16 protein-coding genes are annotated in these 12,776 nt (G+C 39.9%); 3 read left to right on the forward strand and 13 right to left on the reverse strand.

The window, feature by feature from the left end; genetic code table 11:
• Window positions 1-119: 119 nt before the first annotated feature.
• The 7 genes from O3633_RS01975 to O3633_RS02005 all read right to left on the reverse strand — a co-directional run bounded on the left by O3633_RS01975 (window position 120) and on the right by O3633_RS02005 (window position 5,150).
• A complete protein-coding gene (locus O3633_RS01975; protein WP_049530804.1) occupies window positions 120-1,175 on the reverse strand; it encodes a BMP family lipoprotein in 1,056 nt (351 codons plus the stop codon).
• Window positions 1,176-1,264: 89 nt separating this feature from the next.
• Complete coding sequence (locus O3633_RS01980) at window positions 1,265-1,654, reverse strand: cytidine deaminase (RefSeq protein WP_049530806.1); 390 nt, start codon at window positions 1,652-1,654, stop codon at window positions 1,265-1,267.
• Window positions 1,641-2,303: a deoxyribose-phosphate aldolase gene (gene deoC, locus O3633_RS01985; RefSeq protein WP_049530808.1), complete on the reverse strand. Its 663-nt coding sequence runs from the start codon at window positions 2,301-2,303 to the stop codon at window positions 1,641-1,643. Before deoC ends, O3633_RS01980 begins: the two co-directional genes overlap by 14 nt.
• 17 nt (window positions 2,304-2,320) lie before the next feature.
• Complete coding sequence (locus O3633_RS01990; protein WP_371620192.1) at window positions 2,321-3,604, reverse strand: pyrimidine-nucleoside phosphorylase; 1,284 nt, start codon at window positions 3,602-3,604, stop codon at window positions 2,321-2,323.
• Window positions 3,601-4,191 (reverse strand): class I SAM-dependent methyltransferase, encoded by a 591-nt coding sequence (locus O3633_RS01995; protein WP_371620193.1) that lies wholly within the window; start codon window positions 4,189-4,191, stop codon window positions 3,601-3,603. The genes O3633_RS01990 and O3633_RS01995 overlap by 4 nt, the downstream gene beginning before the upstream one ends.
• A 107-nt stretch (window positions 4,192-4,298) precedes the next feature.
• A complete protein-coding gene (locus tag O3633_RS02000; protein ID WP_371620194.1) occupies window positions 4,299-4,577 on the reverse strand; it encodes a 1,4-dihydroxy-2-naphthoate prenyltransferase in 279 nt (92 codons plus the stop codon).
• 168 nt (window positions 4,578-4,745) lie between these two features.
• Window positions 4,746-5,150: a hypothetical protein gene (locus tag O3633_RS02005; RefSeq protein ID WP_371620195.1), complete on the reverse strand. Its 405-nt coding sequence runs from the start codon at window positions 5,148-5,150 to the stop codon at window positions 4,746-4,748.
• 201 nt (window positions 5,151-5,351) lie between these two features.
• On the opposite strand from O3633_RS02005, the gene coaA reads away from it, so the two are divergent.
• From coaA to O3633_RS02020, 3 genes are all read left to right on the forward strand, one after another.
• On the forward strand, window positions 5,352-6,272 hold the full coding sequence (gene coaA, locus O3633_RS02010) for a type I pantothenate kinase (RefSeq protein WP_371620196.1): 921 nt from the start codon (window positions 5,352-5,354) through the stop codon (window positions 6,270-6,272).
• Window positions 6,273-6,324: 52 nt separating this feature from the next.
• Entirely contained in the window at window positions 6,325-6,573 is a 249-nt protein-coding gene (gene rpsT / locus O3633_RS02015) for a 30S ribosomal protein S20 (protein WP_029689628.1), read from the forward strand.
• Between the two features lie 64 nt (window positions 6,574-6,637).
• Window positions 6,638-7,150: a DNA topology modulation protein gene (locus O3633_RS02020; RefSeq protein WP_371620197.1), complete on the forward strand. Its 513-nt coding sequence runs from the start codon at window positions 6,638-6,640 to the stop codon at window positions 7,148-7,150.
• 230 nt (window positions 7,151-7,380) lie between these two features.
• Here the strand turns inward: O3633_RS02020 and O3633_RS02025 are convergent, their stop codons facing one another.
• The 6 genes from O3633_RS02025 to O3633_RS02050 all read right to left on the reverse strand — a co-directional run bounded on the left by O3633_RS02025 (window position 7,381) and on the right by O3633_RS02050 (window position 12,775).
• On the reverse strand, window positions 7,381-8,112 hold the full coding sequence (locus tag O3633_RS02025; protein ID WP_371620198.1) for an NAD-dependent protein deacylase: 732 nt from the start codon (window positions 8,110-8,112) through the stop codon (window positions 7,381-7,383).
• A 229-nt stretch (window positions 8,113-8,341) separates the two neighbouring features.
• Window positions 8,342-9,052 (reverse strand): purine-nucleoside phosphorylase, encoded by a 711-nt coding sequence (deoD, locus tag O3633_RS02030; protein WP_045763751.1) that lies wholly within the window; start codon window positions 9,050-9,052, stop codon window positions 8,342-8,344.
• A gap of 409 nt (window positions 9,053-9,461) precedes the next feature.
• Complete coding sequence (locus O3633_RS02035) at window positions 9,462-10,172, reverse strand: type 1 glutamine amidotransferase (RefSeq protein ID WP_006147328.1); 711 nt, start codon at window positions 10,170-10,172, stop codon at window positions 9,462-9,464.
• Window positions 10,169-11,404 carry a chloride channel protein gene (locus O3633_RS02040; protein ID WP_371620402.1) on the reverse strand — a complete coding sequence of 412 codons (1,236 nt, stop codon included), beginning with the start codon at window positions 11,402-11,404 and terminating at the stop codon, window positions 10,169-10,171. The genes O3633_RS02035 and O3633_RS02040 overlap by 4 nt, the downstream gene beginning before the upstream one ends.
• A 4-nt stretch (window positions 11,405-11,408) precedes the next feature.
• Complete coding sequence (locus O3633_RS02045) at window positions 11,409-12,218, reverse strand: purine-nucleoside phosphorylase (protein WP_371620199.1); 810 nt, start codon at window positions 12,216-12,218, stop codon at window positions 11,409-11,411.
• Window positions 12,218-12,775: a DUF1697 domain-containing protein gene (locus tag O3633_RS02050; protein ID WP_371620200.1), complete on the reverse strand. Its 558-nt coding sequence runs from the start codon at window positions 12,773-12,775 to the stop codon at window positions 12,218-12,220. Before O3633_RS02050 ends, O3633_RS02045 begins: the two co-directional genes overlap by 1 nt.
• Window position 12,776 lies beyond the last annotated feature (1 nt).

The raw sequence follows: 12,776 nt of genomic DNA on the forward strand, positions 1-12,776 counted from the left end.
ATTTTATTTCAATAAAACCTGCTAAAGAGATTTAGCAAGCTCTATTGAGACAAAACAATTTGTCTCAATTCTTAAAGAAGCGGCCACAGGCCGCTCCCCTAAGAAATGACTTTCATCCATTATTTTTCAGGAACTTTTACACTTCCATCAAGGATTTTAGCTTTTGCATCTTCAACAGCTTTTTTACCTTCTTCAGAAAGGTTAGTTGTTACTAGATCAACCCCTTTATCCTTCAATGAGTAAACGATCACTTGACCACCAGGAAATTCACCTTTTTCAGCTTTGTTGGCAAGGTCTTTTACAGCTGTACCAACTTGTTTTAAAGTAGAAGCAAGTACGAAGTTTGATTCTTTACCATCTTTAGAAGTGTATTTACCTTCTTCTGCTTGGTCACGGTCTACACCGATAACCCAAACTTTTTCGCCTTCGTTTTTGCTTTCATTCAAAGATTTAGCTTCTGAGAATACACCCGCACCAGTACCACCAGCTACTTGGTATACTACGTCTGCACCAGCTGCGTATTGAGCAGCAGCGATAGTTTTACCTTTAGCAGCATCACCAAATGAACCAGCATAGTCTACTTGAACCTTGATAGATGAGTCAACAGAGGCAACACCTGCTTTGAAACCAGCTTCAAAACGTGAGATAACTTCAGATTCCATACCACCTACAAAACCAATTTGTTTAGTTTTTGTAGTTTTAGCTGCAGCCACACCTGCAAGGTAAGCTGCTTCGTTATCAGCAAAAGTAGCACTTACAACATTCTTTTGATCTTTAATCACATCGTCAATCAAAACATAGTTTAAGTCTGTATGTTCTTTTGCAGCATCTGCAACTGCATTTTTAAGTGCAAAACCAATACCATAGATTAAGTTGTAGTTTCCAGCTGCTTGTTGCAAGTTGTTAGCGTAGTCAGCTTCACTTGTTGATTGGAAGTAAGTGTAACCATTGTCTTTTGAAAGGTTGTGTTCTTTACCCCAAGCTTGAAGACCTTCCCAAGCTGATTGGTTGAATGATTTGTCGTCAACACCACCAGTATCTGTAACGATAGCTGCTTTAGTCTTCAAATCAGAAGATGAAGAAGCTGCGTTACGAGAAGAGCGATTACCACATGCAGCAAGTCCAAATGCTGCTACTGCAACTAGACCAAGGCCTAGCCATTGTTTCTTGTTCATTACTGAACCTCCTAAATAAGATGCGCAACGAAGTTGCAAGTATGGATTGATTGGCCACAAGGACCTTGTCACTCAAAGAGTGACGCAGACTAATGCAAGTCTGTAAATGAGTATGGAAGTAATTCCCCGACCGTCATCTCGACCGTCGATTTATCTTTGGCAACTAGAGTCACCTTTAGATCTTGTTCAAAAAATTCGACCATAACTTGGCGACAAGCTCCACAAGGAGAAATAGGTTTCTCAGTTTGACCGTAAACAATCAACTCTGAAAACTCACGTTGTCCTTCGGAGATAGCTTTAAAAATAGCTGTTCTCTCACCACAGTTGGTCAAGGGGTAGCTAGCATTTTCAATATTGCATCCTGTATAAACACTACCGTCCTTGGCAACCAAAACAGCACCAATCGGAAAATGTGAATAGGGTACATAGGCGTTTTTACTAGTCTTAATCGCTAAGTCAATCAACTCAGTAGTCGCCATCTGCTAACTCTCCTTTTAAGATTGCTACACCAGAAGATGTTCCGATACGAGTAGCTCCAGCTTCAACAAAGGCGACTGCATCTGCATAAGAACGAGCTCCACCAGCAGCCTTAACCCCCATATCAGGTCCAACTGTCTGGCGCATTAATTGAACATCCGGTAGGGTTGCACCACCTGTTGAGAAGCCTGTTGATGTCTTGACAAAGTCTGCCCCTGCCTTTTGAGCGAGTTGGCAAGCCAAAACTTTCTCCTCATCAGTTAACAAACAAGTCTCGATAATAACCTTAACCAGTTTGTCTCCGCTTGCTTCAACAACAGCTCGAATATCTGACTCAACTAATGCAGCATTTCCTGATTTGAGTGCACCAACATTGATAACCATATCAATTTCATCAGCACCATTTTGGATTGCTTCTTTGGTTTCATAAGCTTTGACAGCTGAAGTTGTAGCTCCAAGAGGGAATCCTACTACTGTACAAACCTTGACATCAGTATCTACGAGTGCAGTTTTTGCATTCGAAACCCAGCAAGGATTGACACAAACACTGGCAAAATCGTACTTTCTTGCTTCAGATAGCAAACGATCGATTTGTTGTTCGGTCGCATCTTGCTTTAAAAGCGTATGATCAATATATTTATTTAATTTCATTTCGGATTTTCCTTAAATTAGGAGATAATTTCGATGATTTCACGCGATTTTATCACTTCATCACTCATTTTAATTTTAACATATTTTTGGAAATCTGTAACTAGTTCCGGAGAAATTTTGCCATTTGCATATACTTTTGCGACAATTTCACCTTTTTTGACTGATTCTCCAACTTTCTTCTCAAAAACAATCCCTGTCTCATAGTCAAGAGCATCTGTTTTAACGGCACGACCAGCACCCAATCTCATAGCAAAAAGACCAAACTCCTTGGCTGGAAGTTCTGCGATAAGTCCGTCTTCTTGAGCAGGAATATCAACTACATGGTCAACTTTTACTGGACGATAGAGGTCTTCTAGGTCTCCACCCTGAGCTAGAACCATCTCTTCAAATTTCTTGAGGGCCTGCCCATTTTCAAGATGTTGCCTTACTTCCTCGACTGTTTTTTCAACATTTGCCAGAGAAAGCATAATCTGAGCTAACTCACAGATAAAGTGACTAATATCTTGACGGCCTTTACCTTGAAGAATTTCTAGTGCTTCTAGAATTTCCAAACGGTTCCCAATGGCACGTCCTAAAGGTTGACTCATATCCGTAATGACTGCTACTGTCTTGCGACCAACAGCTTTCCCAAGATTCACCATGGTTTGAGCCAGTTGACGTGCCTCATCAACTGTCTTCATAAAGGCACCTTCACCCACTGTTACATCAAGTAAGATAGCATCAGCTCCAGCTGCAATTTTTTTACTCATGACTGAACTAGCAATCAAGGGAATGGTATCCACTGTTGCCGTCACATCACGAAGGGCATAGAGAAGTTTGTCAGCCTTAACCAGTTGATCGGATTGCCCAATAACTGAAACCCCAATATTCTGGACTTGTTTGATAAAATCATCTTGACTTCGCTCTACTTGAAATCCTTTAATGGACTCTAATTTATCAATTGTTCCACCTGTGTGTCCCAAACCTCGACCACTCATCTTAGCAACTGGGACATCAAAACTGGCTACCAAGGGTGCTAGGATTAAAGTTACCTTGTCACCAACACCACCCGTAGAGTGTTTATCAACCTTGACACCATCTATAGCTGACAAATCAAACTCCTGGCCTGTCTTAACCATATTCATGGTTAAATCAGAAATTTCTCTCGTGGTCATTCCTTGGAAGTAAACTGCCATGGCAAATGCTGACATCTGGTAGTCAGGAACAGTTCCTGCCACATAGCCTTCGATCAACCATTGGATTTCGTTCGAACTGAGTTCTTGCCCGTCTCTTTTTTTCTGGATTAGATCTACTGTTCTCATTCTTTTACACTTTTAAGGATGTAATATCCCTTATCTTTCTTTACAACCTCGCAATTGCCAAATACATCTTCCATCTTACTTTTGGCACTTGGGGCTCCTTGTTTTTTCTGGATAACGATCGTCAAATCTCCACCATCTACTAAAAAGTCTATACTTTTTTCGATGATTTCGTGAACTACTTGCTTGCCTGCACGTATGGGTGGATTCGAAATGACATGGTCAAATTGTCCTTCTACCTGCTCATAAATATTAGACTGGAAGATAGTCGCTTGAACCTTGTTTTTCATTGCATTTTGCTGGGCTAAATCCAGGGCACGATTATTGATATCCACCATAGTCGCCTGGGCATCATAAGCCTTAACCAAAGACAAGCCTATTGGACCGTAGCCACAACCAACATCAAGAATTTTTTCACCTTTTTCAACATCAAGGCATCTTAACAACAACTGACTTCCAAAGTCAATCATTTTTTTGCTAAAGACACCTGCATCCGTCAAAAAGGTCATCTTTTGCCCAAGTAGCTCAACTCTAAGCTCATGAACATCATGGGCTGCATCTGGATTTTCTGCATAATACATTTTACTCATGACACTATTTTACCATAAAAATAAGTTATTTGTAAATCGTTTGCAAAGGTATCAAGCCCTTAAATCACATTGTATTTTTTCAAAAATAATATAAATTCGGATTAACATTAGGGACCTAGTAAAAAGCTCCCCACTGCCATGGTAATCGGAAAAGCAAAGATACAAGCTAAACCAAAAAAGAAGAGCCACCACTTTCTTTTAAAGAAAGCTAACACAAGGTAGCCAAGTCCTATGAGTGGCAATAAGATAAAAAGGACAAAAATAGTCCAGTTATAGGAGTAAGGTCCTATTGAAAAGGAAAAATTCACCCAGTTAGGTGATAACCATAAAACAACTACAAATAGGCTGATAAAAACCAGCGTTTTTTCTCTTAATCTAGCTTTCATCTTAGTCCTCCTTTATAGGTTTTCCCTCTTAGATTTTAACAAAGAAAGCGCTATTCTTCAATCTCAATCAATTATTGGAAACGAATGACAAGTCATTGGGAGCTACAAGATATAACAGTCAGGATAAAACAACAAATTTATTGTCTAAAATCAGACGCATTTTGATTACTATTGCTTTACCTTCAAATACTTAATTATCAACAGTATTCCCAATAAGATGTTTAAATAAAAGCCCAACTGATAAGTTTTTGTTAGGATTTCCAAACTTGTCCACAGTCGTATCAAATCTTCTATTGACATGCGGAATAAATAACCCTCTGTAGCAATCCACAAAATCAAAAATAGATAACTACTAGCAGCAAGCCATTTCGTCCACCGTTTTTTTAGTAAGAAAGCAATTAAGAGCGAACAGATAAAGACAGCTGTTACAATAGCATGATCCATCAAAAAAGTAAAACCGTAATAGATTTCCACAAAACGTCTACCATTATCTGCATTGGCTCCTTTTATAAAAGGTAAAGCAAAACTTAAAATAAAACAGAGTTCCAATATGTAACTTTTTAAGATTTTCATAGTACACCTCCTATAAGTTGTGAACTAAAAAGCCCCCTTTATTATCTGATAAAATCAGGAGAAACCAGCTCCTACTTCATCAATAATTTGTTCATCCTCTACCTACTTATAGTATATACTACTGACTTACCACATTCAAGAAACCGCTTCATTTTTTTAGCTTTTTATGGTATGATAGACAAAATATCTAGGGGAAAACAAATGACCAACGAATTTTTACATTTTGAAAAGATAAACCGCAAAACTTGGCAATCCTTGCATCGCAAAACAACTCCTCCCTTGACCGAGGAAGAATTAGATTCAATCAAGAGTTTCAATGACCAGATTAGCCTACAAGATGTTACTGATATCTATCTGCCACTGGCACATCTGATTCAGATTTACAAACGTTCCAAAGAAGACCTCGCCTTTTCAAAAGGCATTTTCCTTCAAAGAGAGAGCAAAAAACAGCCCTTTATTATCGGAGTTTCAGGAAGTGTTGCCGTAGGTAAGTCAACTACTAGTCGTCTCTTGCAAATTTTGCTTTCTCGTATAGTCCCTGGAACAAGTGTTGAACTGGTTACTACGGATGGTTTTTTATACCCAAACAGTGTCTTAATGGAGCAAGACATTCTCAACCGCAAGGGTTTTCCTGAGAGCTACGACATGGAAGCTTTGCTCAATTTCCTAGACCAACTCAAAAATGGGCAGGATGTTGATATCCCAGTTTATTCCCATGAAATCTATGATATTGTGTCAGGTCAAAAACAACGAGTAGAAGCCGCTGATTTTGTCATTGTTGAGGGAATCAACGTATTCCAAAATCCTCACAATGCACGTCTCTATATTACTGATTTCTTTGACTTTTCAATCTATGTCGATGCCGCTGTCGAAGACATTGAAAGCTGGTATTTGGATCGTTTCTTAAAACTTCTTAGCTTTGCTCAAGATGATCCAAGTAACTATTACTACCGTTTCACTCAACTTCCTCTTAGCGAAGTCAAGGATTTTGCCCATCAAGTTTGGACCAGTATCAACCTAACCAATCTCCAGAATTACATTGAACCGACACGAAATCGTGCAGAGGTCATTCTCCATAAATCTAAAAATCACGAAATTAATGAAATTTACTTAAAAAAATAATTTTCCCTTGTCAAAACGTAAGTTTTCAGATATAATGGTATAGTTAGTAAAAATGGAGGTAAGAACATTGGCAAACATTAAATCAGCTATCAAACGCGCTGAATTGAACGTTAAACAAAACGAAAAGAACTCAGCTCAAAAATCAGCTATGCGTACTGCTATCAAAGCTTTTGAAGCAAACCCATCTGAAGAACTTTACCGTGCTGCCAGCTCAGCTATCGATAAAGCAGAAACTAAAGGTTTGATCCACAAAAACAAAGCTAGCCGTGATAAAGCACGTCTTGCAGCTAAACTTGGTTAATCATTAACTGCATACAAAATGAGCTCCTCGGAGCTTTTTTTGTGCACATTTTCTGGAGGTTATTATGAAAATAGCTATCATTGGATATTCTGGATCAGGCAAATCCACTCTGGCAGAAAAACTAGCTAGGCACTACTCTATCCCCAAACTTCATATAGATACTCTCCAATTTCAGCCAGGGTGGCAAGATAGTGACCGTGACTGGATGCTGAACGAAATGAAAACTTTTCTAGTCAAAAACGAAAACTGGGTCATTGATGGCAACTACTCTTGGTGTTGTTATGAGGAAAGAATGGAGCAAGCTGACCAGATCATCTTTTTAAACTTCTCTGCTTGGAATTGTTTGCTAAGAGCCTTTAAGCGCTATTTAAAATATAGAGGGAAGGTGAGAGAAAGTATGGCTAAGGGATGCCCCGAGCAATTCAACTGGGAATTTATTCGTTGGATTCTCTGGGATGGTCGAACAAAAAATGCTAAGGATAGATACCAATACTTAAACAATACTTACCCAGAAAAGATGCATATTCTCCATTCTCAAGCAGAGATTGATTGTTTTTTGCGATCTTTAAAAAAGTAAACAATATAGTAGCATTTCATTAAAATCAGCATGTACTGATTGACTAAAAAAGGAAGTTTTTCATCCAGAAAGTCTTCCTTTTTTCCTTTTATTCAACAATTAAAAATAACTCGAGCAATTTATAAATCAACAATAAAATTCCCCTAGAAATGAAGAGAATCTTGTTCATAGTTTCTGAGTTCGTGATACAAAAAAACTGAAGGAAGTATAGTTCTACTTCTTTCAGTTTTTTATTGTCTCAATTTAGAAAAAACTTCTCCAATCTTCCCTTCGATAACTAAATCAGCTTGGCTATCTTGAGGAGTGCTGGACTTGTTGATAACGACAAGATTTGACCCTGAAAAATAATTGATGAGGCTAGCTGCAGGGTAAACAACTAAGGAAGTTCCACCAATGATCAACAAATCTGCTTGCTGAATGGCTCGAGCTGCGCGACTAAATACATCCATATCTAGCGCTTCCTCATAAAGGGTTACGTCAGGTTTGACCACCTTGCCACAATCTAAGCAGTAGGGAACTGGACCTTCAAGTTCCAAAAAGGCAGTCAAATCATAAAAGCGATGACAGCCCAAACAGTAATTACGATCTGCACTACCATGCAGTTTCAAAACTTTCTGAGATCCTGCCATTTCATGGAGGCTATCGATATTTTGCGTCACAATCGCCTTTAATTTGCCTGTTTTTTCCAACGATGCTAGATAATCATGTGCTAAATTCGGCTTGGCATCTGGATAGACCAGATACTTTTTGTAGAAATCAAAAAAATCCTCTGGATAGCGCTCAAACATAGTGCGTGAAACAAGTTGCTCAGCAGTAAAATGGCGCCCTAGTTTCAGACTATAGACACCATCTGAACTACGAAAATCTGGAATATTAGACTCTGTAGAAACCCCCGCACCACCAAAAAAGACAATTTTCTGACTTTGATCAATAATACCTTGTAGTTGTTCAATTTTATCCATTTTGTACTCCTAGGAATTTCCAAGTTAAAAAGTTGAAAGCCTTGACTTCTTGTCAACTTGGCTTCCAACTTCATTTGATTATGATTTAGATATTAAACTGACTAGTCTCGGTCCTTTGACACAATTAGGCTTTCTTCAATTTCCTTATTCTTACCTATTTCAGGATTGATTCATTGTTGGTGGTTATCATTTTGAGAACAAGAGAAATCATTCTGAATATAGCCTACCTTTAGTCAGCAATCAATGTTTCCAAACCAACCTTCATCATATCAGTGAAGGTGTTTTGACGTTCTTCTGCAGTTGTATCTTCATCTGGATTAACCAAACTATCTGAAATAGTCATGATAGCAAGGGCATCAACATGATGTTGAGCTGCAAGGTAGTATAGGGCTGCCGCTTCCATTTCCACAGCTTTAACTCCCCATTTACCAAGTTCAATGTTCTTTTCAAAATAGTTTGAGTAAAAGACATCTGATGACAAAACATTTCCTACGTGAGTAGTCATGCCGAGGTCTTTGGCAATATGGTAGGCTTTATCTAGCAAATCAAAGCTAGCAATTTGAGGAAAATCGTATTGAGGCCAGTCGTTGCGGATGATATTTGAATTGGTAGCAGCTGCTTGTGCCAAGACCAACTCACGAACGTGAACATCCTCATTCAATGAACCGGCTGTGCCGACACGGATCAATTTTTTCACACCGTAATCGACAATCAATTCACGCGCATATATGGAGATTGATGGCATTCCCATCCCTGTTCCCATGACAGATACACGATGGCCCTTGTAAGTCCCAGTGTAACCAAACATGTTACGGACTTCATTGAAGCATACAGCGTCTTCAAGAAAATTCTCAGCGATAAACTTCGCACGAAGAGGATCCCCAGGAAGAAGAATTTTATCAGCAATTTCACCCTGCTTAGCAGCAATATGGATAGACATAGTTTATGATACAAAGAGCGACCAGAAAGCGACTGAAAATTAGGAATCTGACAAGAAATCCTGATTTCTCAGTCAGATTATCTATTTTCCGAGCTTTCCGCTCGTGTTCAAATCTGAACACATGCTCTACCTTTCTTTATTCTAAAAGTGATACGTGGAAAGATACCAAACCCGTCAAAAAGCAAAGGGAAAATAGGAGTTGGGCGCAGTGAGTGATGCTCGCTAGACCAACTATCTTTTTCCAACTGCTTTTAGGGTGGGTTCAATTCCTTTCTTTCTTAATTTTGATAATATTGAGAAGATTAGACCGGCTTCAATTCAAACCCGAACTCCCCTTCTCTTCTGAGTTTTTAGAAAAGCTTTCCGCTCGTGTTCAAATCTAAACACACGCTCTACCTTTCTGTTATTTTTAATTTGTTAATGAATCCAAAAATGCATAGAGTTTTGCATTCATTTCTCGATAATCATAGTTACGAATAGCTTCAGGCTTTTGAACATAGGTCAATTTTTTGCTTTGTTCTTCCAAGACTTCTTCACCATCCGCAGCAATCAAGAGATCGACGGCTTCTGGATCAAATTCCAAATGAGCTTGGAAAGCATAGTGTTTAGGACTAAAGCGAATAATCTGACGTGGACAACCTTGACTGGTCGCAAGGACGACAGCATCCTCTGTTAATCCCGGCATATCTCCATGCCAGTGGCCGATATTTAAAGTTTGTCCAAAAACTTTGACATGATTGTCTTTTAATCCAGCTTCAGTTAGCGTTATTGGAAAAACACCAATCTCACGCTCTGGACTATGTTCATACTCTGCGCCATAAGCAACAGACAAGAGCTGAGCACCAAGACAGACACCAACAATATAGATATCTGCAGCAATCGCCTCTTTCATAAAAGCAAGCTCAGCCTTAGGGTCATAGTAGGGAAAGTTTTCTCTATCCTCATCAGGAGATTGAGGACCACCCATAACAATCAGAAAATCAATCCCATCAATAGTTTTCGGAAGAAGTTCTTTTTCATAAACCTTGGTTGTAGTCACCTGATGACCACGCTCCTGCGCCCATTTTAGATAAGCGCCCGGTACTTCAAATGTTTCATGTAGTACAAAATGTACCTTCATCTTTTCTTCTCCCATCTCTTTCGAATCATGTAAGACACTCCAGCAGCAAGTACAAGCTGGATTGTCAAACTCCAAGGTTGTCCAGTAAAGCCAATACTTAAGGCAATAGCCGTCAAAGGCGCTTGTAAGGTTGTCCCCAAAAAGACTGTCGCTCCTAGTAACATTCCCAGAGTTGGATTCAGATGAATACCAACTGCTGCAAAGATCAAAGTCACAAGATAGCCTGCTCCAACTCCTAAAGCAAATGATGGGGTCAAGGTTCCCCCATAGGCACCATTGCGCAAGAAGAGATAAACCAAAAGCCCCTTAACTGCAAGAGTTAATGGAAGATAAGGAATCGGTTGGTTAGACAACAAGGCTTGAGCTAGTACCTGACCATTTCCCATAAAGACAGGAAAAAAGAATGCCAGGCTCGCTAGTACTAGAAAAGCAAGAGGAAGAGCCCAAAGAATCGTCTCATCCTTACGACGTTTGTGACTAGCTCGTTTGGTTAAGTAAGAAAAGACCAGAGCTAGCGGAGTAACCAAGAGAGCAATCAAAATAGCATGAAAGAAACTGTTGAACGACCAAGAAACTGGGGGCAGGTGATAGAGGACAGCATGACCAACAATAGGCTGAACAATCCAATTTGCCAAATAGGTACTTGCCAAAACTAGAAGAATATTTTGCCAACTATAACCAAGTCCTAAGGTCTCAAAGACGAATAAGCTACTGGCAAAGGGAACCTGATAAACCGCAGCTAAGCCGGCTCCTGCTCCACAGGCAATCAAAACTCTTCGCTCTTTAATAGTCAAAGACAATATTTTTCCCAAACGGCCAGCTATAAGAGCACCAACCTCGCGTGGAGCTGCTTCTTTCCCGACCGAAGCACCTGCTCCAACAATCACGATTTGCATGACTGCATGAAGTAGATGGGCTAGGAGCGCTGGTTCTTTATCTCCAACCAGGTCAATTTGACTTCGAATGGAAAGGATTTTATAACGCCGTTGTAGGACATACCAGAACCATGCTGCCAAAATCCCTGTCACAGATAGAACGATAAATCTACGGAGTCCTCCAGCTTGTTTGAATTGTTGGAGCAAATCTGATCCGTCTTGACCAAAGGCTAGCCATTGCACACCTTCCAGTAGATAATGGCAGGTAGTTCCGACTAGACCCGTTCCTATTCCCAAAGCGAAAGTCGCTAAAACCAGACGCCACCCGTAGGGCAGGACTTGGAGTCGTGCTTCCATTGGATTAGAGTTCAGCAAGAATAGCTTTTAGCAAGCCTTTGAAGTCGCCTTTGACGCGTTCTGTCACTTCCACTACTTCTTCGTGGTTGAGCTCTTCTTGGAAACCAGCCGCAAAGTTGGTAATACATGAAATACCAAGAACTTTCAAACCAGAGTGAGCCGCAATGATGACTTCAGGAACAGTTGACATACCGACAGCATCTGCTCCCAATGTCTTATAGGCACGGATCTCTGCAGGTGTTTCATAAGTTGGACCGGTTACACCAATATAGACACCTTCATCAAGCTTGATACCGAGTTTTTTAGCCACTTGATGAGCTACTGCACGATATTCTGGCGTATAAGCCTTAGACATATCAGGGAAGCGAGGACCAAAGTCATCCAAGTTTTCACCGATCAATGGGTTTTGACCAGTCATATTGATGTGGTCAGTAATAGCCATCAAGGTACCAGGACCGAAGTCGATACCTCCAGCAGCGTTGGTTACAAGCACTCCTTCACATCCCAAAACTTTCATGACACGAACTGGGAAAGTCACCACTTCAAGAGGATTTCCTTCGTAGAAGTGGAAACGACCTTGAAGAGCCAAGACTTTACGTCCAGCAAGATCACCATAAACCAATTTCCCAGCATGTCCGACTACTGTGGATTGACCCCAGTTTGGAATGTCAGAGTAGTCTACTACGACTGCATTTTCGATTTCTTCAGCCAATTCTCCAAGACCTGAACCAAGGATCAAACCGAACTCAGGAGCTTCGATTCCTTTGCCCTTCAAAAATGCTGCTGTTTCATTTATTTTATTTAATAATGTCATTAGGTATCTCCTTCTTTATGTTTTAAAAATTGACCAATTTTGTCAAAGGTATTAGCGTTACGAATGGTAATATTGCGATAGAAAGGCATCTTAAGCAAGTGCTTGTGATAAGCTGTTTTAGAGTAGCTAGCTTCTGACAATTTACCCCAGAAGATCCCTAATTTCCCAAAATGAAGCACTTCATCGACCAGTTCCAAACTGTTCACTTTCTTGATGACTTGATCCACATCCAAGCTCTCAGTGTAAAAGAGCACATCCTTTCGAGCCATCGCATGATTCCACCAATCAGGAAGATTTCTAAGCTCCTTTTCATAGTCTTCAAGACTCAGCAAGGAAAAACTCTGAATAAATGGATAGCGTCTTTCAAAGAAAGCCTGTAAATTCTCTATTAATTTAGTTCTAGGCACAATGCTATTAAAGAAAATATTGCCACTATTGATGTAGGTTGCTACATTTTCTAATCCCAACTCCGTCAATTCTTGACGCAATTGAGCCATGACCACCTTGTTCTTTCCACCGACATTAATTCCCCTAACAAGTAGAGCGTAGCGAATCATC

Source organism: Streptococcus sp. 27098_8_22, assembly GCF_041432415.1.
Taxonomy (GTDB): domain Bacteria; phylum Bacillota; class Bacilli; order Lactobacillales; family Streptococcaceae; genus Streptococcus; species Streptococcus pseudopneumoniae_M.